This window comes from Hydrocarboniphaga sp. FW305-C-57 (assembly GCF_058783045.1).
The window spans coordinates 396097-419614 of sequence record NZ_JBYSYG010000001.1; the positions used below are offsets into that span (position 1 = coordinate 396097).

Genomic DNA, 23518 nt, shown 5'->3' on the forward strand with positions numbered 1-23518 from the left:
TCGTGACGGCGGCTTGCGCTGCTAGACTCCAAGCATGGAACTGCCCGTTATCCATCGTCTGACCACCGCGCTGCACAAGCGCCAGGTGGCGCGCGAGTTCGGTATCGATTCGCTGGTCAAGGTGCTCGAGGACTACATGCCCGAGGACCAGATCGCCGACGTGCGCCGCGCCTACGAATTCGGCGCCAAGCACCACGCCGGCCAGAGCCGCAAATCCGGCGAGGACTACATCTTCCACCCGCTCGCGGTCGCCCGCATTCTGGCCGACCTGCGCATGGACGCGACCACGCTGATCGGCGCGATCCTGCACGACGTCATCGAGGACACCGAGGTTTCCAAGGAGCGCGTCGCCACCGTATTCGGCCAGGACGTGGCCGATCTCGTCGAGGGCGTGACCAAGATCGGCAAGGTCGAGGGGTTGTCGCGCGCCGAGCTGCAGGCCGAGAGCTTCCGCAAGCTGCTGCTGGCGATGACGCAGGACTTGCGCGTGATCCTCGTCAAGCTCGCCGACCGCCTGCACAACATGCGCACGCTCGAGGCCAAGGAGCCCGCCAAGCGCCGCCGCATCGCCGAGGAGACGCTGTCGATCTACGCGCCGATCGCGCAGCGCCTGGGCATCCATACGATCCGCACCGAACTCGAGGACCTGTCGTTCGCCAACATGCATCCCGAGCGTGCGCGCGTGCTCGAAAAGGCGATCGACGAGCAGATCGGCGATTCGAAGAACCTGATCCGCGACGTCGAGAGCAAGATCGCCAAGGCGTTGCGCGAGGAAGGCATCGGCGCGACCGTGGTCGGTCGCGAGAAGAACGTCTACAGCATCTACCAGAAGATGCGGCGCAAGAAGATGCGCCTGCTGCAGGTCATGGACCTGCTTGGCTTTCGCGTGATCGTCGCCAAGCTCGACGACTGCTACCGCGCGCTCGGTGTCGTGCATCACGTCTACCGGCCGGTGCCGGGCGGCTTCGACGACTACATCGCCAATTCCAAGTCCAACGGCTACCAGAGCCTGCACACGACCTGCATCGGCCCGGGCGGACACAAGATCGAGGTGCAGATCCGCACGCGCGAGATGCACCACATCGCCGAGAGCGGCATCGCCGCGCACTGGCAGTACAAGCTCGGCGGCAAGGACGGCGGCTCGGCGCCGCAGGCGCGCGCCACCGAATGGCTGCGCAGCCTGTTCGACACCGTCGGCACCGCCGGCTCGCTCGATTTCATCGAAGGCGTGAAGGTGGACCTGTTCCCGGACGAGGTCTACGTGTTCACGCCCAAGGGCCTGATCCGCCGGCTGCCCAAGGGCGCCACTTCGGTCGATTTCGCGTACTCGGTGCATTCCGAGCTCGGCGATCGCTGCGTCGCCGCGCGCATCGACGGCAGCCTCGAGCCGCTGAACACCCCACTGCGCAGCGGCCAGACCGTCGAGATCATCACCGCGCGGCATGCGCGGCCCAACGCGGCCTGGCTCAACTTCGTCAAGACCGCCAAGGCGCGCAGCCACATCCGCAACTTCCTGCGCAACCAGCGCGAGGACGAGGCCGTGCGTCTCGGCCGGCGGCTGCTCGAAATCGCCATGCGCGATCTCGGCGTGCCGCTCGCCAAGCTGCGCGAGGAGGCCGCCGAGCCGGTGCTCAAGGCCTACAACCTCAAGGACATGGAAGAGCTCTACGCCACCATCGGCACCGGCGAGCGGCTGGCCCCGCTGGTGGCGCGGCACTTCCTGCCCGAGCACAAGGGCGGCGTGGTGACGGGCGACGGCGAGGCTTCGAGCGCCGCGCCGCTCGCGATCGAAGGCACCGAAGGCCTGGTCATCGACTACGCGCGTTGCTGCCGGCCGATTCCGGGCGACGACATCCGCGGCAACGTCTCGGTGGGCCGCGGCATCGTGATCCATCGCATCGACTGCAAGCACGCCAAGGCGCGTCCGCAGGACTGGGTGCCGCTGATCTGGTCCGAGAAGGTGCAGGGCGATTTCCTCTCCGAAGTGCACCTGTTCGCGCAGAACCAGCGCGGCCTGCTCGCCAAGGTCACCGCCGAGATCACGCGCGCCGAGGCGAGCATCGAGAACGTGCAGATGCCCGATCGTGCCGGTAGCGACACCATCGAGATGCGCTTCATCATCGCGGTGAAGTCGCGCGTGCATCTGGCCCAGGTCGTGCGCCGCCTGCACCGGCTCAACGGCGTGACCAAGGTGGCGCGCGCCTGATCGGTGCTTCTTGAAGCGGGCACCGGCAGCCGTACAGCGCGCGCTGTCACAATGTCCGGATGCCACGACCGAACCGATTGCCCGAATCGCCCGCCGGCGACGACCCCCATGCCGACTGGCGGCTGATCTACCAGCTGCTGCCGCATCTGAAGGATTTTCCGGGGCGCATCCTGCTCGCGCTCGGCTGCCTGATCGTCGCCAAGCTGTCGGGCGTGGCCCTGCCGATGCTGCTCAAGCACATCGTCGACGGGCTCGATTCGAGCAAGCAGGCGATCGTCGTCGTGCCGTTGTCGCTGCTGCTCGCGTATGGCTTCGCGCGCTTCGTCAACGTGCTCATGAGCGAGCTGCGCGACGTGGTGTTCGGCCGCGTCGCCGAGCGCGCGATGCGCCGCGGCGCCCTGCAGGTGTTCCGTCACCTGCATGCGCTCGACCTCGACTTCCACCTGTCGCGGCGCACCGGCGGGCTGTCGCGCGACATCGAGCGCGGCGTCGCCGGCATCAGCTTCCTGCTGCGGTTTTCGCTATTCAACATCATTCCGACCGTGCTCGAACTCGCGCTCGTGGCCGCGATCCTGCTCGTCGAATACGGCTGGGTGTTCGCCGTCATCACCGCGGTGGCGGTGCTGCTTTACGTGGCGTTCTCGATCACCGTGACCGAGTGGCGCACGCAGTTCGTGCGCAAGGCCAACCAGCTCGATTCCAAGGCCAATACGCGCGCGATCGATTCGCTGCTGAACTACGAGACCGTGAAGTATTTCGGCAACGAGGCGCACGAGGCGGCCGAGTACGATCGCTTCATGGCCGATTGGGAGCGCGCCCAGCAGCAGAACCGCATGTCGCTCGGGGCGCTCAACGTCGGCCAGTCGCTGATCGTCGCGGGCAGCCTGACCGCGATGATGGTGATCGCGGCGCAGGGCGTGGCGCGCGGCGGCATGACGCTCGGCGATTTCGTCGCGATCAACGCCTATGTCGTGCAGCTGTTCATTCCGTTGAATTTCCTCGGCTTCGTCTATCGCGAGATTCGTCGTGCGCTGACCGACATGGGGCGCATGTTCGGCCTGCTCGAGGTGCAGCCGAAGGTGCGCGACGCCGCGCAGGCGAAAACCTTGCGCCCGGGTTCCGCGCACGTGCGCTTCGAGCACGTGGGCTTCGGCTATTCGCCGCAGCGGCCGATCCTGAAGGACGTCAGCTTCGAGATTCCGGCCGGCCAGACCGTGGCCGTGGTCGGAGCCAGCGGAGCCGGCAAGAGCACGCTCGCCCGATTGCTGTTCCGTTTCTACGATCCCAGCCAGGGCCGCGTGACGATCGACGGCCAGGACTTGCGCGAGGTCACGCAGCAGAGCCTGCGCTCGGCGATCGCGGTGGTGCCGCAGGACACCGTGCTGTTCAACGACACGCTGCTCTACAACCTGCAATACGGCCGGCCCGAGGCCACGCGTGAAGAGGTGGAGCAGGCGGTGCGGCTCGCGCATCTCGACGGCTTCATTGGCCAGCTGCCCGACGGCTACGCGACGCTGGTCGGCGAGCGCGGACTCAAGCTCTCGGGCGGCGAGAAACAGCGCGTCGCCATCGCGCGCGCCCTGCTCAAGAACCCGGCGATCCTGATCTTCGACGAGGCCACGTCATCGCTCGATTCGGCGTCGGAGCGCGCGATTCTCGCGGCGATCGAAGAGGTGGCTGCCCAGCGCACCACGCTGGTGATCGCGCACCGGCTGTCGACCATCGTGCACGCCGACCAGATCGTCGTGCTCGAGCAGGGCCGCGTGATCGAGCGTGGCCGGCACGCCGACCTGCTCGCCGCCAACGGCGCTTACGCGGCGCTCTGGCGTTTGCAGCAGCGCCAGCAGGCCTCGTAGGCGCGGCCTTCACGCGAACCTTCTTTTGGCATAACGTCGGCCCGAAGCGTCTGGGGAGACGCGCACCAACAGCTCATGAACCTGCTCGACTCGATCAAGAATCTCGCTGCAGAAGGCCCCAAGTCCGCGCTGCTCAGCGCGCTCGTGACGCCCGAAATCGAACACTGGATGGAACGCATGCCCAAGCCGGTCGGCAGCTTCGGCTACGACCCCTGGGGCTATCACGAGAACCAGGCCAAGGTCGGTCTGGCGATCGCCAAGCTGCTCTACGACCACTATTTCCGCGTCACCGCGACGGGGCTCGAGAACGTGCCGGCGCGCGGCCGCGCGCTGCTGATCGCCAACCATTCGGGCCAGCTGCCGATGGACGGCATGATGATCTCGGTGGCGGTGGCGACCAATCCGCACGGGCCGCGCGCGCCGCGCTCGATGATCGAGCGCTTCTTCCCGACCGTTCCGTTCATCGGCAATACGCTGCAGGCCTGGGGCTCGGTGATCGGCGATCCGGTCAACGCGGCCAAGATGCTCGAATCCGACGAGCTGCTGATCGTGTTTCCCGAGGGCGTGCGCGGCTCGGGCAAGCCGTATTCGAAGCGCTACCAGCTGCAGCGCTTCGGCAACGGCTTCCTGCACCTGGCGATCGCGCACAAGGTGCCGATCATTCCGGTCGGCGTGGTCGGCTGCGAAGAGACCATGCCGTCGCTGTTCAACCTGTCGCCGGTCGCGAAGATGCTCGGCATTCCGTACTTCCCGGTGGGCCCGCTGATGCCGCTGCCGGCGCGCGTCTACCTGAATTTCGGCGAACCGCTGCGCTTCAGCGGCCTGGTCACGCGCGAGGACGAGGTGCAGGCCAAGGTCGATCAGGTGAAGGATGCGATCCGCGCGCTGATCGACAAGGGGCTGAAACAACGCCAGAGCGTGTTCTGATCATGGCCACCAAGACCAAAACCACCCGCAGCGCCGCTTCCGCCGATGGCAAGCAGACCGAAGCCGTGAAGCCCGCACGCAAGAAGCCGCAGGCGCGCAAGACCGTGCTGGTGACCGGCACGGCCGGCTCGCTCGCCAAGCGCGTCATTCATCGGCTCAGTTCGAGCTGCAAGGTCATCGCGGTGGATTTCCGCCACAAGGTCGAGGTCGACGCCGGCGTGCGTTCGTACAAGGTGGCGATCCACAAGCGCGACTTCGAGGACGTGTTCCGCCAGCACAAGATCGACGCGATCATCCACATCGGCCGCATCTTTCCGCACGAATCCGACCGCCACCGGCGCTACAACGCCAACGTGCTCGGCATGAAGAAGCTGCTCGAGCTCGCCAAGCGCTACGGCGTGAGCCAGGTGATCGTGCACTCGACGTATTTCGTCTACGGCGCCTCGGCCTACAACCCGGCGTTGCTCGACGAGGATCATCCGCTCAAGGCCGCCGAAGTCACGCAGGAGCTGGTCGATTCGGTGGAGCTCGAATCGCTCGCCCACATCTACCTGTGGAAGCACCCGGAGCTCAACATCACGATCCTGCGGCCCTGCAACGTGCTCGGCCCGGGCGTGCGCAACACCATGAGCCTGCTGTTCTCGCGCAAGATCGTGCCGGTGCTCGTGGGTTTTTCGCCGCTCATGCAGTTTCTGCACGTTGACGACATGGCCGAGGCCATCGTGCTCGCGTTCCAGAAGAACAAGCCGGGCATCTACAACGTGGCCCCGGACGACTGGGTGGCGTACCAGGAGGCGGCCGAGCAATGCGGCTGCCAGCGCCTGCCGCTGCCGTCGGTTCCGCCCGCGGTGCCGAAGCTGCTGAGTAACCTGCTCAACTGGAACGCGTTCTTCCCGGCCTACCTGATCAACTACTTCAAGTATCCGGTGGTGCTCGACGGCCGCCTGTTCCGCGAGACCTTCGGCTGGAAGCCCAAGCGCACGCCGAACGACATCTTCAGCTACTACCGCAAGCAGAAGGCGATCCTGTCGCTTTGACGCCGGTCAAAGTTTCTTCAGCGTCTACCCGATAGGGTGATGCAATCGAGAGGTCAAGCAAGTTCAATTTCATTCATCAAGCCCAGCGGCGTAAGCTGGACCGACTTCAAGACAAGGAGATGTGAGATGAGCAAGAAGGGCAAGGTGGCCAAGGCGGAATTGAAGATTGATACCAAGGCCCCGAAGATCGAGATCGGCATCAGCAAGGATCATCGCGCCGAGATCGCCGCCGGCCTGTCGCGCCTGCTCGCCGACGAGTACACGCTGTACCTGAAGACCCACAACTTCCACTGGAACGTCACGGGCCCGATGTTCAACACGCTGCACCTGATGTTCGAAACCCATTACACCGAGGCCGCGCTGGCCGTCGACCTCGTCGCCGAGCGCATCCGCGCGCTGGGCTTCCACGCGCCGGGTTCGTACAGCCAGTACGCAGCGCTCGCCTCGGTCAAGGAAGCGACCGAGGTTCCGGAGGCGATGGAGATGGTGCGCCAGCTCGTCGCCGATCACGAGACGGTTTCGCGCACCGCGCGCAGCCTGTTCCCGGCCGCGGACGAGGCGCACGACGAGCCGACCGCCGACCTGCTGACCCAGCGCATGCAGCTGCACGAAAAGACCGCGTGGATGCTGCGCAGCCTGCTCGAGTGATCGATTGCGGTAGCCGAGTGGAATCGACTTCGGCCGGCGATCGCCGGCCGAAGCGTTTTGGCAGGCGCAGTGTCTTCGACGGCGACGCAATAAATCTTCTGCGATGTATTGACGACCGCGAGAGCGGCTCCGCTCGACGCTAAAATACGCGCCGAATGAACGCTCCCGCTCCGCTGCTGGCCATCCGCCGCCTCAAGGTCCATTACCCGTTGCGGAGCTGGATTCCCTGGCGCAGCGCGGGCGCGGTCCGCGCGGTCGACGGGGTCGATCTGAACCTCTATCCGGGCGAGACGCTGGCCATCGTCGGCGAATCGGGCAGCGGCAAGTCGAGCCTCGCCAAGGTGCTCGCGGGCTTGCAGCCGGTCACCTCGGGCGCGATCGAATACCGCAGCGCCGACGGCAGGCTGCACGACCTCGCCAAGCTCGACAAGAAGGCCTGGCGCCCGCATCGGCGCGAGATCCAGCTGATCTTCCAGGACCCGCAGGCCAGCCTGAATCCGCGCATGAAGGTCGGCAAGGCGGTGGCCGAGCCGCTCAAGGCGCTTCATCCGGAGCTGTCGAAGGCCGAGCGTGAAAGCCGCGCGCTGGCGATGCTCGAGCGCGTCGGCATTTCGGCCGACCTCGCCCAGCGCCTGCCGCATGAGCTGTCGGGCGGGCAATGCCAGCGCGTCGGCATCGCGCGGGCGCTCGTGGTTCAGCCGCGCGTGCTGATCTGCGACGAGCCGGTGTCGGCGCTCGACGTGTCGGTGCAGGCGCAGATCATCAACCTGCTCATGGAGCTGCAGGCCGAATACGGCTTGGCGATGATCTTCATCGCCCACGATCTGGCGGTCGTCCGCCACTTGTCGCAGCGTCTGCTCGTGATGTACCTCGGCCGCATCATGGAGCAGGCCGAGACGCCGATGCTGTTCCGCCACGCCGTGCATCCGTACACGCGCGCCCTGCTCGCGGCGATGCCGGCCGACGATCTGACGCAGGAGATCGATCGCAGCGCCACGCTGCTCGATGGCGAGGTGCCGAGTCCGCAAAGCCCGCCGCCGGGCTGCGTGTTCGTGACGCGCTGTCCGATGGCCGACCAAGCCTGCAACCGCTCGGTGCCGACCCTGCGCCGGGTCTCGCACGGCGGCCACGCGGCCTGCCACTTCGTCGGGCTCGCGACTCCGGCCTGAGGGCGGTTCCGACCAGGCCGTCTACATGCAGTTCGGGCGCAGGCCGGAGGCGCGCGCCTGCTGGTACAGCGGCTCATCCTGCGGCAGTCGCTTGCTGAGATCGTGGATGCGGGTTTCGTTCGACGGGTGGGTCGACATGATCTGCGGCGGCTTCTGCCCGCCGAGCTTGGACATGTTCTGCCAGAGCGCGATCGAGGCGGCCGGATCGAAGCCGGCCTTGGCCATCAGGTCCATGCCGAGCAGGTCAGCCTCGGATTCGTGCGAGCGCGAGTAGGGCAGCAGGAACAAGGTCTGGGTGACGCCGCTGAGCGTCTTGGCGTCGATGCCCGAATAGGCCGAGGCCACCGCGGTGCCGAGCGAGCCGACCGCATTCGACGACACGCGCTCGGCCGAATGGCCGGCGAGCACGTGGCTGACTTCGTGGCCGATGACCGCAGCGAGCTGATCCTGCGTCGTCGCCACCTTGAGCAGGCCGGTGTAGACGCCGATCTTGCCGCCCGGCAGCGCGAAGGCGTTGACGTCGTCGCTCTGGAAGGTCACCACTTCCCAGCTCGCCGGCACCGGCACGTGCCAGTTCATCGACGGAATCACGCGCGTGATCGCGTTCGAAACGCACTGCACATAGGCGGCCTGCGTGGTGTTCTTGGTCGCCGGCGTCTTCTGCTTGAGCTCGGCGAACGACTGGATGCCCATCTGCGAGACCTCGGAATCGGACACCAGCTTGAGCTGGCGCCGGCCGAGCGGCGAGGTCGCGCAGGCGACGAGGGAGGCGGCGACGGCGAGCGAGATGGCGAGTTGGGTTCGGGTCATGGGCGCTTTTGCTTGCGTGCAGCGTGGACGGGTTTGAGTGTGACAGCGGCCCGGGTCAGGGTTCCAGTCGTTCGATCTTCCAGCGGTCGACGGCGCCATCGAGCGCGACATAGCGCAGGCGATCGTGCAGGCGGCCGCCGCGGCCTTGCCAGAATTCGACCGATTCGGGCTGCAGCCGGTAGCCGCCCCAGAAATCGGGCATCGGCACGTCCTTGCCTTCGAGCGCCTGTGCGTTGGCTTCGAAGCGGGCGTCGAGCTCGGCGCGCGAGGCCACCACCGCGGACTGGCGCGAGGTGACGGCCCCGATCTGCGAATCGCGGAAGCGGCTGTGGAAGTAGCGCTGCGCGTCCTCGCGCGGCAGCTTTTCGACGCGGCCTTCGATGCGCACCTGGCGTTCGAGCTTGTCCCACCAGAACACCAGCGCGGCCTGCGGATTAGCGGCCAGATCGCGGCCCTTGTGACTTTCGTAGTTGGTGTAGAAGCAGACGCCACCGTCCTTGTAGCCCTTGAACAGCACGATGCGCGCCGACGGCCGGCCCTGCGCATCGGCGGTCGCCAGCGTCATCGCGCCGGGTTCGATCATGCCGACGGCGCGCGCGGCCTCGATCCAGGCCTCGAGCTGGGCGAGCGGATCGGACAGCAAGTCGGCCTCGTGGAGTGGCGGATTGCGCGTGTACTGCGGGGCGGGAGTCGAAGGCTGGGACATGAGTCGGAACGACCGGAAGGCGAGCTCGGGGCGCCAAGCCTAGCGAAAAACCTCGGCGAGCAAGATGAATGTGCACGGGCGACGGTGATCGAACGGCCTCGTCTCCCGATCGGCACGTTCGCCGCCGCGCTGGGCGCTTTTCTCTAGCCCCCGGGGCCGGCCGGAGACCGACATCGGCTTGCCCGACGGCGCCGAATGATTTGATAATCATTATCAACAAGGCGACGGGCATGACCCGACCCAGTCGATCGCCACTCCTTCCCACCCTAGAGACTCTCGTCCATGCGCAAGACCTTACTGGCCGCCGCGGCCGCCCGCGTCGGTTTCCCGCTGCTGCTGAGCACCCTGGCGAGCACGACGGTTTCGGCTCAGGAAGCGGCGCAAAAAGCAGCCGAGCCGACCGCATCGGCGACCGAGGCCGCGGCGGCTCCTGCGGCCGCAGCCGCGGAACCGGCCGAAGTCCTCGTCATCGCGAGCGGCTCGCAGGTCGACCTGAGCAGGCCGTATGCGGGCGGTCAGGTCGCGCAGGGCGGCCGCGTCGGGCTGTTTGGCAATCTCGATGTCATGGACACGCCGTTCAACAGCACCAATTACACGGCCGATCTGATCCGCAACCAGCAGTCGCGCAGCGTCGCCGACGTGGTGCAGAACGATCCGGCGGTGCGCGTGGCGCGTGGTTTCGGCAACTTCCAGGAACTGTACGTCATCCGCGGGTTCCCGATGTACTCGGACGACTTGTCGTTCAACGGTCTTTACGGCCTGCTGCCGCGCCAGTACGTCGCGGCCGAACTGATGGAACGCATCGAAGTGCTGCGTGGCGCCAACTCATTCCTCAACGGTGCGGCGCCGGGCGGCAGCAGCGTCGGCGGCACCATCAACCTGGTGCCCAAGCGTGCGCCGGACGAAGACCTCAACCGCATCACCGTCGGCTACGAGAGCGATGCGCAGGCTTATGCGACGGCCGACGTCGCGCGCCGTTTCGGCGACAACAATGAATGGGGCATGCGCGCCAACGGCATCTTCCGTGACGGCGAGACGGCCGTCGATGACGAAGAGCGTCGCCTGGGCGTCGGCTCGCTAGGCCTCGATTACCGTGGTGATCGCTTTCGCTTGTCGGCCGACGCCGGTTACCAGGATCAGCGCGCCGATTCGCCGCGCCCGAGCCTGACGCCGATCGGCACCAGCGTTCCCGATGCGCCAGACGCCAAGAACAACTTCGCGCAGGACTGGACCTACGCCGAGGAAAAAGACCTGTTCGGCGTGGCGCGTGGTGAATACGACATCACCAGGAACACTGTGGTCTGGGGTGCGTTCGGTATGCGCGACACCGAGGAGCACAACCTGCTTGCCAATCCCAACGTCGATGCGGACGGCAAGCTGACGGCGTACGCCTTCGAGAACTATCGCGAAGACCTCGTCACCACCGGCGAAATCGGCTTGCGTACCGAGTTCAAGACCGGCTCGATCGGCCATCGCCTGAGCCTGTCGGCCAACGCATACCGGCTCGACCTCAAAAACGCCTACGCTTTCGGCAACTTCAGCGGCTACGACGCCGGCACGATGGACAATCCGCAGGCGATCACGAGCGACCGCAGCTTCTTTACCGGCGGCGTGATGGACGATCCGCTCACCACCGAGAAGACCGAGACGTCCAGCGTCGCCGTAGCCGACCTGCTCGCGTTCTTCGACAAGCGCCTGCTGGCGCTCGTCGGTGCGCGCTATCAGGCCATCGACCAGAAGCTCTACAACATAGACTCGGGCGACCAGACCGAGCGTTACGACGAAAGCACGGTGACGCCGGTGTTCGCGCTGGTGGTCAAGCCGAGCAGCAAGGTTTCGCTCTATGCCAACTACGCACAGGCGCTGCAGCGCGGTCAGGCTGCGCCGAGCACGGCTGACAACTTCGGCGATGTGCTCAAGCCGTTCAAGTCCGAGCAGTACGAAGTCGGCAGCAAGTACGATGGCGGCAATCTCGGTGCGACGGTCGCACTGTTCCGCATCGACCAGCAGAGCGGCATCGTCGACAGCAGCAACGTTTTCGGTGCCAACGGCATACAGCGTCACCAGGGCGTCGAACTGAGCTGGTTCGGTCAGCCGTTGGACGGCTACCGCGTGCTCGGCGGCTTCACCTACATCGATGCCGAGATGCGCAAGACGACCGGCGGTCTCAACGAGGGCGAGCGTCCGACCGGCGTGCCGAAGACCCAGGCCAACCTCGGCGTCGAATACGACCTGCGGTCGCTCGCTGGCCTGACGCTCGACGCGCGCGTGGTCTATACCGGCTCGCAGACCGCTTCGGCCGATGGCTCGCTCGACATTCCGTCGTGGACGCGCTTCGACCTCGGTTCCCGCTACGCTTTCAACGTCGGCGAGCGCAACGTGAGCTTGCGTGCTCGCATCGACAACGTCGCTGGACGCGACTACTGGGCTTCGGCCGGTGGTTTCCCGGGCAGCAACTATCTGGTGCTGGCCGCTCCGCGCACCGTCACGCTGTCGGCCTCGGTGGACTTCTGAAGCCTCACGGCATCTTCAAGCGATAGCCCACACCGGGCTCGGTGACGACGTAGCGCGGAGCCGCTGCGTCGTCACCGAGTTTTTGTCTCAACTGGCCGATGTAGACGCGCAGGTATTGCGTGTCGTCCTCGTGCACCTTGCCCCAGACTTCGCGCAGCAGCTGCGGCTGCGTGATCACGCGGCCCGCGTGCCTGGCGAGCACGGCGAGGATCGCGTACTCCTTGCGTGACAGGCGCAGCTCGATGCCATCGAGCGTGACGCGTCGCAGCGTCAGGTCGATGCGCAGCGCGCCGGTTTCGATCACCGGTTGCGATCCGCTCGCCTGCAGGCGATGGCGCAGCGCCGCGCGGATGCGCGCGAGCAGTTCGGCGATGCCGAAGGGCTTGGTCAGGTAGTCGTCCGCACCGGCGTCGAGCGCGCGCACCTTGCCGCCTTCGTCGTCGCGCACCGACAGTACGATGATCGGCACGCTCGATCTTTCGCGAATGCGTGGAATCAGATCGAGCCCGTCGGCGTCGGGCAAGCCCAGATCGAGAATCATCACGTCGGGCCTGTCGTGTGCGAGCGCGGCGAGACCGGCTTCTGCATTCGCGGCTTCGATCACCTGCAGCGATTCGGCGCCGAGGCTCACGCGCAGCAGCTTGCGAATCTGTGGTTCGTCGTCGACGACCAGGACGCGGATCGCTTCAGTCATCGCGCACCTCGGGCGGCGTCTTGCGCGGCAGGCGCATCTCGATCAGCGCGCCGTTGCCGTCGGGCGGCGCGAGCGCGCGCACCTGTCCGTCCTGCGCTGCGAGCAGGCCACGGCAGATCGCCAGCCCGAGGCCGGTGCCGGGCGCGGTGTGATCCTGCGATTGCACGCGATGGAACATGTCGAAGATCTTCTCGCGATCGGCCGCCGGCACGCCAGGGCCGTGATCGCGCACGCGCAATAGCAACCACTGCGACTGCGTGCTCAGCGCGATCTCGATCGGCGAGCCGGCCGGCGAATACTTGGCCGCGTTGTCGATCACGTTGACGAGCGCCTGCTCGAGCAGCAGCGGGTCGCACCAGGCCAGCGGCAGATCGCCGCTGCTCTCGATTGGCACCTCGCGCCCGGCGAGTTCACGGCGCAGGCGATTGCGCGCGCGTCCCGCGATCTCGCGCAGATCGCACCATTCGCAGCGCGCTTCGATGCGTCCGTAGCCGAGCCTGGTCATGTCGAGCAGGTTCTGCACGAAGCGATTGAGACGCTCGGATTCCTCGACGACGGTATCGAGCAGGGCCGCGCGATCGTCGTTCGTGAGGCGCTCGTTCTGCGTCTGCAGGCTCGTCGCGGCGCCAAGGATCGAGGCGAGCGGCGTGCGCAGATCGTGCGACACCGAAGACAGCAAGGCGGCGCGCAGCTCCTCGCCCTGGCTGCTGACGCGCTGGTCCTCGATCTCGGCGGACAGCATCACGCGCTCGAGCGCGACCGCGGCCTGGTCGGCGAGCGCATCGAGCAGTCGGCGCTGCCCGGCCGAAGGCGGACGCCTGCGCTCGTGCAGATGCAGGCCGAGCAAGCCGACCACGCGCTGCGCGGTCGCCATCGGCACGAACAGCCATTGCGAAGTCGGCAAGGTCTGCGTCGAGTAGCCGGCCGGCTGCCGATGATCCCAGCACCAGTGCGCGGCCGCGCGATCGGTTTCGCGAAACTGGTAATCGGGGCCGATGCCGCGCCGCGCCGCCGGCCGCAGCGCTTCGGCGGGACGCTCGATGATCGCGACGCAAGGCAGGTCGAGTGTCGCCTGCACGTGCTCGGCGATGATGCGCGCGACTTCGTCGCGACCGAGCGCACCGGCGACGCGGCGTGCGAAATCGCTCAGGTTGGCATTGCGTCGCGCGGTCTTGCGCAGGGCCTGCATCTGGCTGCGCAACTGCCCGCCGAGCCGGCCCATCAGCACGGCGACGAGCAGGAACACCGCGAGCGTGATCACGTCTTCGTGGCGTTGCAGATTGAGCGTATAGCGCGGTTCGGTGAAGAAGAAATCGAGGCTGCAGGCCGCGACGATGCTCGTGACGATGGCCGGCAGCGGGCCGGCGCGAACCGCGCTCACGAGCACCGCGACGAGATAGAGCAGGGCCAGATTCTCGAGCCCGATCCAGCGGTCGACGAACAGACCGACGACGGTCGACGCGGCGACGAGCGTCAGGCCGATCAGATGATCCTGCCAGCGCCAGCGCTCGGCCGCGATCGGATCGCGCGCCGTCGACGTATCGCGCGCTTCGGTCTGCGTCGGTACCACAGTGATGTCGAACGGCGCGCCCGAACGCAGCAGCGCATGCGCGAGCGAGCGTCGCCGGCGCCAGCTGGCGCGCATCGGCTTCGATTGCCCGACCACGATCTGGGTGACGTTGCGCGAGCGCGCATAGCCGAGCACTTCGGCGGCCACGTTCTCGCCCGGAATCGTCACCGCTTCACCGCCGAGCGCCTCGGCCAGGCGCAGGGTTTCGGCGACGCGGTCCTTGGCCTCGTTCGGCAGGCGATGGGCGCGCGAGTCGATCACGTGCACCGCGATCCAGGCGATGCCGCGCGTGTCCGCGAGCCGCGCCGCATTGCGGATCAGGCTGCGATCGATCGCCTTGCCGCCGACGCAGACGAGCAGGCGCGCGCGCGCGGGCCAGGGCTCGCTGACCGCATGGCGTTGCCGATACGCGAGCATCTGCTGATCGATGCGCTCGGCCGCCGCGCGCATCGCGAGTTCGCGCAGCGCAGTGAGGTTGCCGCGCGAGAAGAAACCTTCGCGCGCGCGCTGCGCCTGTTCGCCGAGATAAACCTTGCCTTCGTCGAGCCGGCGCAGCAGTTCCTCGGGCGGCAGGTCGATCAGCTCGATCTCGTCGGCGCGTTCGAGCACGGTGTCGGGCAGCGTCTCGCGCACGCGCACGCCGGTGATGCGCAGCACCACGTCGTTGAGGCTTTCGAGATGCTGCACGTTGAGCGTGGCGAGCACGTCGATGCCGGCCGCGAGCACGTCCTCGACGTCCTGCCAGCGTTTCACGTGCCGGCTGCCTGGCACGTTGGAATGCGCGAGCTCGTCGATCAGCGCGAGCTGCGGTTTGCGTGCGATCAGCGCATCGGTATCGAGCTCGCCGAGCGTGCGCCCGCGATAGTCGAGCGTGCGCCGCGGCAGCACTTCGAGCCCTTCGAGCAGGGCTTCGGTTTCGCGCCGCCCATGCGTCTCGACGATGCCGACGACGACGTCGACGCCCTTGGCCTTCGCCGCCTGCGCGGCCCGCAGCATGTCGTAGGTCTTGCCGACGCCCGGCGAGGCGCCCAGAAAAACCTTGAGCCGGCCGCGGCCTTCGCGCTGCGCTTCGAGCAGCAGCGTGTCGGGCGAGGGGCGGGCGGGGTCGGTCATGCGCGGATTCTAGGCGCCGGTTGCTGTCATGAGACGAGCTTGTCCCCTCTCCCACTCGTGGGAGAGGGTGGTCCGAAGGACCGGGAGAGGGCCAGCTTGGAAAGTGGGCGCACTTTTCGGGCGCACCCTCTCTCCCCTGCTGCGCAGGGACTCTCTCCCGCAAGCGGGAGAGAGGACAGCATCGTTCAGCGACGCGTGGGCTGCGCCTGCACACAGTTCAGTCACTGAGTTTGTCGACAATGTGGCTGGGGGAATGCGGTGAGTCAGATCAACGGCGTGATGATGCAGTACTTCCACTGGTATCTCGACGCCACGGACGAGCTCTGGCAGCGCGCCGCGGCCGATGCGCCCAAGCTCAAGGAGCTCGGCGTGACTTCGGTCTGGCTGCCGCCGGCCTACAAGGCCACGCGTGGTGCCGAGGATGTCGGCTACGGCGTTTACGACCTGTTCGACCTCGGCGAATTCGATCAGAAGGGCAGCGTGCGCACCAAGTACGGCACGCGCGACGAGTATCAGAAAGCCATTGGGGCGCTCAAGGAAAACGGCATCCGCGTCTACGCCGACGTGGTGTTCAACCATCGCATGGGCGCCGACGAAACCGAAACCGTGCGCGCGCACCGGGTCGACATGAGTGATCGCACGCGGGTTTCGCCCGAGGCCGAGGAAGTCGAAGCCTGGACGCGCTTCACGTTCCCGGGACGCGGCGGCCTGCATTCGGACATGCGCTGGTCGGCCGAACACTTCACCGCCTTCGATCTGAACACCGGCCAGGGCCCGGCGATCTTCCTTGTCGAAAACAAATCGTTCTCGCAAGACGTCGACCAGGAGAACGGCAACTACGATTTTCTGATGGGCGCCGACGTCGACACCGACCATCCGCAGGTGCGCGAGGAGCTCAAGCGCTGGGGCCTGTGGTATCTCGACGCTACGGGTGTCGACGGCTTTCGCTTCGATGCGGTCAAGCATGTCGATGCCGAATTCTTTCTCTCCTGGCTGCACGAGCTGCGCGTGGAGACTTCGCGCGATCTGTTCGCGGTTGGTGAATACTGGTCCTACGACGTCGAGGCCCTGCATCACTTCATCGAACGCACCTACGGCCAGATTTCGCTGTTCGATGCGCCGCTGCACAACAACTTCCACGTCGCTTCCAAGGCCGGCCAGGATTACGACCTGCGCACGATCTTCGACAACTCGCTCGTGGCCCAGCAGCCCGCGCTCGCGGTGACGCTCGTCGACAACCATGATTCGCAGCCGCTGCAGTCGCTCGAATCGGTCGTCGAGCCCTGGTTCAAGCCGCTCGCCTACGCGCTGATCCTGCTGCGCCGCGATGGCTATCCCTGCCTGTTCTTTCCGGATTACTACGGTGCGCACTACAAGGACAGCGGTCCCGACGGCAACGAGCACGAAGTCTGGATGGACAGCCACCAGTTCCTGATCGATCGCTATCTCCAGGCGCGTCATGCCCATGCCTATGGCGATCAGTTCGACTACTTCGAAGACGCACACTGCATCGGCTGGACGCGCCTCGGCGACGCCGAGCATCCGGGCGGCATGGCCGTGGTGCTCAGCAATGGCGAAGGCGGCGTGCGGCGCATGGAGATCGGCCAGCCCAAGCGCCGCTACGTCGACATCACCGGGCACATCGACACGCCCGTCGAAACCGGCGAGGACGGCTGGGGCGAGTTTGCGTGCCCGCCGGGTTCGGTGTCGGTCTGGGTGCCTGCGGAACAATAGCGGCTCATCGCGGCAGCGCGTCGAGCGCGAGATTCAAGCCGAGCACGTTGACGCGCGGCTCGCCGAGGAAGCCGAACTGACGGCCTTCGGTGTACTGCGTGACGAGCGCTTCGACGCGCTCGCGCGGCAGCTTGCGTGCTGCGGCGACGCGATCGACCTGATACGCCGCCGCAGCCGGTGACAAGTGCGGATCGAGACCGCTTGCCGAGGCCATCGCGAGATCGGCCGGTACGGCTTGATCGTCATGGCGTAGCGCCTCGACGCGCTGCGCGATCGTCTCATTGAGCGCTTTCGTCGACACGCCGAGATTCGAGCCGCTCGACGCCGCGGCGTCGTAGCCGTCCTTGCCGGCCGACGACGGACGCGGATGGAAATAGCCTTCGCCGCTGAAGTTCTGGCCGATCAGTGCGGAGCCGACGAGCTTGCCGTCGCGTTCGATCAGGCTGCCGTTGGCCGTATCGCGAAACAGTAACTGCGCGGCGCCGGTGACGATCGCGGGATACAGCACGCCGGTGACGAGCGTCATGAGCAGAAGAAAACCGCCGACTTGGCGTAAGGAATTAAGCATGGGATGAGTCTCCAGGTGCAAAGCTTCAAACCAAACCGAGCGCATTGATCGCCAGGTCCACGAGCTTGATGCCGATGAACGGCGCGACGAGGCCGCCGAGGCCGTAGAGGCCGAGGTTGCGTGCGAGCAACTGCGAGGCGCTCGCGGGCTTGTACGGCGTGCCGCGCAGCGCGAGCGGAATCAGCGCGACGATGATCAGCGCGTTGAAGATCACCGCCGACAGCACCGCGCTCGCGGGCGATTGCAGCTGCATCACGTTGAGCGCCTGCAGAGCCGGATAAACGCCCGTGAACAGCGCCGGCACGATGGCGAAATACTTGGCGACGTCGTTTGCGATCGAGAACGTGGTCAGCGAGCCGCGCGAAATGAGCATCTGCTTGCCGACGAGCACGACGTCGAGGAGCTTGGTCGGATCGCTGTCGAGATCGATCAGGTTCGCGGCTTCACGCGCGGCCGGCGTGCCGCTGTTCATCGCCACGCCGACGTCGGCCTGCGCAAGCGCGGGCGCGTCGTTGCTGCCGTCGCCGCACATCGCCACGAGCCGGCCTTCGGCCTGCGCCTTGCGGATCAGCTCGAGTTTCTTCTCGGGCGTGGCTTCGGCGAGGTAATCGTCGACGCCGGCCTCGGCCGCGATCGCGGCGGCGGTCAGCGGATTGTCGCCCGTGATCATCACCGTGCGGATGCCCATGCGGCGCAGCTCGTCGAAGCGCGCCTTGATGCCGGGCTTGACGACGTCGCTCAGCGCGATGATGCCGAGCAGCCTGCCGTTGCGCGACACCGCGAGCGGCGTGCCGCCACTGCGCGCGATCTTCTCGACGATCTTCGTCGTCTGCGCATCGGCGCTGACATTGGACTGCTTGAGCACGGCCTGCACCGCGCCCTTGCGCAGCTGCGTGCCATCGCGCAGATCGGCGCCGGACAGGCGGGTCGAGGCCGAGAACTCGATGCTGTTCGCGATGGCACTCGCATCGGCGTCGGCGAGCTGCTGTTCGCGAATCAGTTCGACGATGGACTTGCCTTCGGGCGTGGCGTCGGCGAGCGAGGCGTAAAGCGCCGCGGTGGCGAGCTGCTCGCGCGAAGCATCGCCGACCGGAACCAGATGCGTCGCTCGCCGATTGCCGAAGGTGATCGTGCCGGTCTTGTCGATCAGCAGCGTGTCGACGTCGCCGGCCGCTTCGACCGCGCGGCCCGACTTGGCGACAAGGTTGCGCGCCGACAGGCGATCCATGCCGGCGATGCCGATGGCCGATAGCAGGCCGCCGATGGTGGTCGGAATCAGCGTGACGAGCAGCGCCGCGAGCAGTGGCACCGATAGCGAGATGCCCGCGTACGAGGCCCAGGCCGGCAGCGTCATGACCACGAGCAAAAAGATCAGCGACAGCCCGATCAGCAGCACGGTCAGCGCGATCTCGTTTGGCGTCTTCTGCCGCGAAGCGCCTTCGACGAGCGCGATCATGCGATCGAGAAAGCTCTCGCCCGGATCGGCACCGATGCGCACGACGATCGCATCCGACACCACGCGCGTTCCGCCGGTGACCGCGCAGCGGTCCGAGCCCGATTCGCGAATCACCGGCGCCGATTCGCCCGTGATCGCCGATTCGTCGACCGAGGCGATGCCGTCGATCACTTCGCCGTCGCCCGGTATCAGCTCGCCGGCTTCGACGAGCACCAGATCGTTGCGGCGCAGCGAGCGATTGCTGACGAGTTCGATGCGCCGGTCGTCGAGCCCAGTGAGCTTCTTGGCTTGCGTTTCGGTCTGCGCGGAGCGCAGCGCATCGGCGCGCGCCTTGCCGCGGCCTTCGGCGAGCGCTTCGGCGAAGTTCGCGAAGATCACCGTGAACCAGAGCCACAGCGCGATCTGCAGATCGAGGCCCAGCGACTGGCCGCCGCCCGTGAAGCTCGCGAGCGTCGACACTGCGGCGACGACCGCGGTCATGAACATGACCGGATTGCGGAACAGCCTGCGCGGATCGAGCTTGATGAGCGATTCGATCAGTGCGGGTTTCAACAAGGAAGGCGACAGCAGGGAGGCGGAGGTTTCCATGATGAGAAGTCCTTAGAACTGCTGGTCGGCCAGCGTTGAGAAATGTTCGGCGACCGGCCCGAGCGCGAGCGTCGGGAAGTAGGTCAGCGCGCCGACGATCACGATCACGCCGATCAGCAGCGCGACGAAGATCGCGCCATGCGTCGGGAAGGTGCCGGCCGAAGGCGGAATGCGCTTCTTGGCCGCGAGCGAGCCGGCGATCGCGAGAATCGGCACGATCGGCCCGAAGCGGCCGATCAGCATCGCGATGCCGAGCAGGGTGTTGTGGAAGGCGGTGTTCGCGGTGAGTCCCGCGAACGCCGAGCCGTTGTTGCCGGTCGCCGAGGTATACGCGTAAAGCATTTCGGACAGGCCGTGCGGGCCTGGATTGGCGAGACCGGCGACGCCGACCGGCAGCGCGATCGCGAAGGCGCCGAGCACGAGGATGCCGAGCGGCATCGGCGTGAGCGCTGCGAACACGGCGAGCTTCATCTCGCGCGCCTCGATCTTCTTGCCGAGATATTCGGGCGTGCGCCCGACCATGAGCCCGGCGATGAACACCGTCAGCAGTGCGAACACGAGCATGCCGTAGAGGCCCGAGCCGACGCCGCCGAAGATCACTTCGCCGAGCTGGATCATGACCATCGGCACGAGGCCGCCGAGCGCCGTGAAGCTGTCGTGCATCGCGTTGACCGCGCCACACGAGGCGGCCGTGGTCACCACCGCGTAGATCACCGACGACAGCGTGCCGAAGCGCACTTCCTTGCCTTCCATGTTCGCGAGCGCCGGATCGACGCCGGCCGCGGTCGCGAACGGATTGCCCTGGCTTTCGGCCCACCAGCAGGCGCCGACCGCGAGCATCAGCGGGATCAGCATCGCCGCGAACAAGGCCCAGGCCTGGCGCCTGTCGCCGACCATGCGGCCGAACAGGAACACGAGGCCGCCCGCGAGCACCAGAATGCCGAGGATCTGCAGCGCATTGCTGAGCGGCGTCGGGTTCTCGTACGGGTGCGCCGAGTTGACGTTGTAGTAGCCGCCGCCGTTGGTGCCGAGGATCTTGATCGCCTCCTGCGAAGCGACTGGACCTTGCACGAGCGTCTGCTGCGCGCCTTCGAGCGTGCTCGCCGAGACGCTGGCCTCGAGGTTCTGCGGCACGCCCTGCCAGACCAGCAGCAGCGCGAAGACGATCGCCAGCGGCAGCAGCACGTAGAGCACGCTGCGCGTCATGTCGACGTAGAAATTGCCGACGCTCGAAGTCTCGCGGCGCACGAGGCCACGCACGAGCGCGAGCACGACGGCGATGCCGGTCGCGGGCGACAAGAAGTTCTGCACCGTGAGCCCGAAGGCCTGCGAGAACATCGACATCGTCGATTCGCCGCCGTAGGACTGCCAGTTGGTGTTGGTGACGAAGCTGATCGCGGTGTTGAGCGCGAGATGCCAGGACAGCCCCGGCAGGCCGGTCGGGTTGAGCGGTAGCCGGTGCTGGAACGTCAGGATCGCGAACAGCAGCGCGATGCCCGCGCCGTTGACCAGCAGCAGGGCGCGTGCGTATTCGGCCCAGTTCTGCTCGCGGTTCGCATCGACGCCGCAGGCGCCGTAGACGAAGCGCTCGGGCAAGGCCAGCGCGCCGCCGCGCTCGGGCGCGAGCATGGCCTGCAGGTAGCGGCCCGCGAGCGGACACAGCGCGAGCAGCGCGGCGGTGTAGAACAGCAGTTGCAGCAGATCGGGCGCGTTCATTTCTAGAACCGCTCCGCATGCAGCAGCGCGTAGAGCAGATAGGCCAGCAGGCCGACCGCGATCGTGCCGCCCCACCAGAATGCCAATGTCATGTGCCGTCCCTTTTCGTCGAGGCGAGTGAGGGCGGCAGTATCGAAACGAGCGGCGCTAAGCCTCCATTCCGATCGGCTTCGCGGAATGTAAAGAATGCATAAAGACGCGAGGCGGGCGAGGGCACCGAAATGCGGACGCAGGGTCTTACACTGCGCACCCGACCCGGATGCGATTTTCCGAATTCACCGAATGCCCAGACCCCTGTTTTCTTCCGCCCGACCGCTGGCCGCGCTCGGCGGTGCCTGCCTGCTGCTGGCCGCCTGCGGCGGCCCTGCCGTTCGCGACGAAGGGCCGATCACGTTCCAGCAGTTCGAGGCGGCCGACCTCGATCACGATGGCAAGCTCAGCAAGAGCGAGCTCGAGGCCATTCCGGAGCTCGCACCCTACTTCGATAGGATGGACACCGATCACAGCGGCTTCCTGTCCTGGACCGAAGTCAGGGCGGGGCGCTTCCCGGTTTTCCGCATGCCTCGCCCGGGCCAGAGCTCCGGATATCGATGAATTGCCAGCCTGCCGACGGGTGTGCTGTTTGCGTTGCAAGGAAAACTATTTTAAATAAATGAAAACAGCCTAAGCCGGGACACGAATGAAATCGCTGGTGCTGATCCTCTGTGTGCTGATCGCGGTGACGCTGCTGGCCGTGGGCCTGGCCGGCAAGCGGCCGCGTCCTTCCGACGGCAGCTGGGTGCCGTTGAATGCCTCGGGTCGCGCCGGGCTCATCGTGCTCGCGATGACCGTCGCACTGGCCGCGATCGCCTACCAGGCCGGCTGGATCTTCCCCCCGCGCGGTGCGACCAAGGTGTGGACCTCGGACGCCGCCCCGCCGATCGGCGGCGGCAACGCTGCGCCGACGGTTCCGAAATCGCTCTGGAACGAAGCCGCCGTCGCCCAGCAGGCCGCCGACGCGCGCCGCGCCGCCGGCATCGTCGACGAGCCGGCGCCGGTTTCCACGACGAAGCCCGCGGCTCCCGAGCCGGGCTCGCTCACGCAGGCCGCCGTCGGTGAGGAAGGCGCTCAGCCGGTCACTGCGGGCTCGGTGGACTCGAACCGGAGCCTCGCGCAGGTCAAGGCCCAACTGCAGGCCCAGGTGCAGCCTTCGAGTGCGCCCCTGCCCGCCACCTCGGCCGCCGAAGCCGGGCCGCCGCCCTGCGATTGCGCGAACCCGCCCGCAAAACCCGCCGTCGCCGCGAAGGCCGCACCGGCCACGAGCAGCGCCCCGCCCAGGCGCTCGACGCGATCGACGAGCAGCCGTTCGGTCGCCAGCTCGCGCGACGGGCGCGTCAACGTCTGCGAGGTGCAGCGCCGCTACGGCACCGACAGGCTGTCGTACTACGGGCTCACGGAAGCCGAGCTGCGCGCGGCGGATGCCTATGCGGCTGCGGGATCGGCATCGGCGTCGCGCTCGTATGGAGCGTCGAGCGCCGGCTCGGTGCTCGTGCGCAACCGGCTCGGTCCCGGGCAGCGCGCCGAGCTCGTGCGCATCAGCATCGACGGCGGCGCTTCGAGCGAACTGCGGCTCGGCCCCGGCAAGGCCTCCGGCTCGGTGCGCCTGCGCCTTCCGGCCGGCAGCGCGCGCTATCGGCTGAGCGGCTACACCGAATTCGCCGATGGCCGCCGCGTCCCGGTCGACGGCGAAGGCTGGATCGACGAGGGCGACGGCTCGCTGCAGGTCCGCACGGCCGATGCGGGCGACGGCGGCTCGCTGTATCTCGAACCGGGCTGAGAAACTCTGCCAGAGCGAAGTTTCCCAGTGAACTTTTATCCGAACGGAGTTCCCATGTCCGACCTGCTCAAGCTCGCGCTCGCCGCGGTCATCGCGTTCTCGATCGCGGGCTGCTCCCACAAGAAAACGCAGGTGGCCGCCTCGCCCGAGGTGGTCATCAAGGCCGTCGATGTCGGCGACGACGTTTCGATCACGAGCAAGAATGGCAAGCTGCATCGCTTCGTCGTCACGCGCATGACCAACAAGGCGCTCTATGGCGACGGCTACAAGGTCACCTACGGCGAGATGAGCAGCTTCGAGATCAAGAAGAAGGCCAAGAAGAAAAAGGACGGGCCCGAGCCCGCCGATCTCGACGCGGAGCCCGAGACGGCTCCGTAAGCGGCTGAAGCG

Annotated in this window: 19 protein-coding genes; 11 read left to right on the forward strand and 8 right to left on the reverse strand. The window is 66.7% G+C overall.

What is annotated here, in order from left to right; all coding sequences use genetic code 11:
* Positions 1-34 precede the first annotated feature (34 nt).
* From AC3WUM_RS01990 to AC3WUM_RS02015, 6 genes are all read left to right on the forward strand, one after another.
* Entirely contained in the window at positions 35-2206 is a 2172-nt protein-coding gene (locus tag AC3WUM_RS01990) for a RelA/SpoT family protein (RefSeq protein ID WP_341918100.1), read from the forward strand.
* A gap of 59 nt (positions 2207-2265) precedes the next feature.
* The gene (locus AC3WUM_RS01995; protein WP_492408395.1) at positions 2266-4062 is read left to right on the forward strand and encodes an ABCB family ABC transporter ATP-binding protein/permease; all 1797 of its coding nucleotides are present in this window, start codon (positions 2266-2268) and stop codon (positions 4060-4062) included.
* Between the two features lie 75 nt (positions 4063-4137).
* Positions 4138-4989 carry a lysophospholipid acyltransferase family protein gene (locus AC3WUM_RS02000; protein ID WP_492408396.1) on the forward strand — a complete coding sequence of 284 codons (852 nt, stop codon included), beginning with the start codon at positions 4138-4140 and terminating at the stop codon, positions 4987-4989.
* Between the two features lie 2 nt (positions 4990-4991).
* Positions 4992-6026 (forward strand): SDR family oxidoreductase, encoded by a 1035-nt coding sequence (locus tag AC3WUM_RS02005; RefSeq protein WP_492408397.1) that lies wholly within the window; start codon positions 4992-4994, stop codon positions 6024-6026.
* 126 nt (positions 6027-6152) lie between these two features.
* A complete protein-coding gene (locus AC3WUM_RS02010; RefSeq protein WP_492408398.1) occupies positions 6153-6674 on the forward strand; it encodes a Dps family protein in 522 nt (173 codons plus the stop codon).
* 155 nt (positions 6675-6829) lie between these two features.
* On the forward strand, positions 6830-7843 hold the full coding sequence (locus AC3WUM_RS02015; RefSeq protein WP_492408399.1) for an ABC transporter ATP-binding protein: 1014 nt from the start codon (positions 6830-6832) through the stop codon (positions 7841-7843).
* Positions 7844-7864: 21 nt separating this feature from the next.
* On the opposite strand, the gene AC3WUM_RS02020 is transcribed toward AC3WUM_RS02015, so the two are convergent.
* Together AC3WUM_RS02020 and pdxH are read right to left on the reverse strand one after the other, a co-directional pair.
* Positions 7865-8653, reverse strand: a complete 789-nt coding sequence (locus AC3WUM_RS02020) for a M48 family metallopeptidase (protein WP_341918089.1) — start codon at positions 8651-8653, stop codon at positions 7865-7867.
* A 55-nt stretch (positions 8654-8708) separates the two neighbouring features.
* Positions 8709-9359: a pyridoxamine 5'-phosphate oxidase gene (pdxH, locus tag AC3WUM_RS02025; RefSeq protein ID WP_492408400.1), complete on the reverse strand. Its 651-nt coding sequence runs from the start codon at positions 9357-9359 to the stop codon at positions 8709-8711.
* Positions 9360-9641: 282 nt separating this feature from the next.
* Between pdxH and AC3WUM_RS02030 the strand changes: the two genes are divergently transcribed.
* Positions 9642-11873: a TonB-dependent receptor gene (locus AC3WUM_RS02030; protein WP_492408401.1), complete on the forward strand. Its 2232-nt coding sequence runs from the start codon at positions 9642-9644 to the stop codon at positions 11871-11873.
* A gap of 4 nt (positions 11874-11877) precedes the next feature.
* Here AC3WUM_RS02030 and AC3WUM_RS02035 read toward each other — a convergent pair whose 3' ends face one another.
* On the reverse strand, positions 11878-12567 hold the full coding sequence (locus tag AC3WUM_RS02035) for a response regulator (RefSeq protein WP_492408402.1): 690 nt from the start codon (positions 12565-12567) through the stop codon (positions 11878-11880).
* On the reverse strand, positions 12560-15250 hold the full coding sequence (locus AC3WUM_RS02040; protein WP_492408403.1) for a DUF4118 domain-containing protein: 2691 nt from the start codon (positions 15248-15250) through the stop codon (positions 12560-12562). Before AC3WUM_RS02040 ends, AC3WUM_RS02035 begins: the two co-directional genes overlap by 8 nt.
* A gap of 258 nt (positions 15251-15508) precedes the next feature.
* On the opposite strand from AC3WUM_RS02040, the gene AC3WUM_RS02045 reads away from it, so the two are divergent.
* Positions 15509-16984 (forward strand): alpha-amylase, encoded by a 1476-nt coding sequence (locus AC3WUM_RS02045; protein ID WP_492408404.1) that lies wholly within the window; start codon positions 15509-15511, stop codon positions 16982-16984.
* Between the two features lie 4 nt (positions 16985-16988).
* On the opposite strand, the gene kdpC is transcribed toward AC3WUM_RS02045, so the two are convergent.
* The 4 genes from kdpC to kdpF are packed head-to-tail and all read right to left on the reverse strand — an operon-like array spanning position 16989 to position 21404.
* Positions 16989-17552 carry a potassium-transporting ATPase subunit KdpC gene (gene kdpC / locus AC3WUM_RS02050; protein WP_492408405.1) on the reverse strand — a complete coding sequence of 188 codons (564 nt, stop codon included), beginning with the start codon at positions 17550-17552 and terminating at the stop codon, positions 16989-16991.
* A 25-nt stretch (positions 17553-17577) separates the two neighbouring features.
* Positions 17578-19596, reverse strand: a complete 2019-nt coding sequence (gene kdpB, locus AC3WUM_RS02055; protein ID WP_492408406.1) for a potassium-transporting ATPase subunit KdpB — start codon at positions 19594-19596, stop codon at positions 17578-17580.
* Between the two features lie 12 nt (positions 19597-19608).
* Entirely contained in the window at positions 19609-21312 is a 1704-nt protein-coding gene (gene kdpA, locus AC3WUM_RS02060) for a potassium-transporting ATPase subunit KdpA (RefSeq protein ID WP_492408407.1), read from the reverse strand.
* Between the two features lie 2 nt (positions 21313-21314).
* Positions 21315-21404 carry a K(+)-transporting ATPase subunit F gene (kdpF, locus tag AC3WUM_RS02065; RefSeq protein ID WP_492408408.1) on the reverse strand — a complete coding sequence of 30 codons (90 nt, stop codon included), beginning with the start codon at positions 21402-21404 and terminating at the stop codon, positions 21315-21317.
* A gap of 190 nt (positions 21405-21594) precedes the next feature.
* Between kdpF and AC3WUM_RS02070 the strand changes: the two genes are divergently transcribed.
* The 3 genes from AC3WUM_RS02070 to AC3WUM_RS02080 all read left to right on the forward strand — a co-directional run bounded on the left by AC3WUM_RS02070 (position 21595) and on the right by AC3WUM_RS02080 (position 23506).
* A complete protein-coding gene (locus AC3WUM_RS02070) occupies positions 21595-21906 on the forward strand; it encodes an EF-hand domain-containing protein (protein WP_492408409.1) in 312 nt (103 codons plus the stop codon).
* Between the two features lie 85 nt (positions 21907-21991).
* Positions 21992-23128 (forward strand): hypothetical protein, encoded by a 1137-nt coding sequence (locus AC3WUM_RS02075; RefSeq protein ID WP_492408410.1) that lies wholly within the window; start codon positions 21992-21994, stop codon positions 23126-23128.
* Positions 23129-23182: 54 nt separating this feature from the next.
* The gene (locus AC3WUM_RS02080) at positions 23183-23506 is read left to right on the forward strand and encodes a hypothetical protein (RefSeq protein WP_492408411.1); all 324 of its coding nucleotides are present in this window, start codon (positions 23183-23185) and stop codon (positions 23504-23506) included.
* Positions 23507-23518 lie beyond the last annotated feature (12 nt).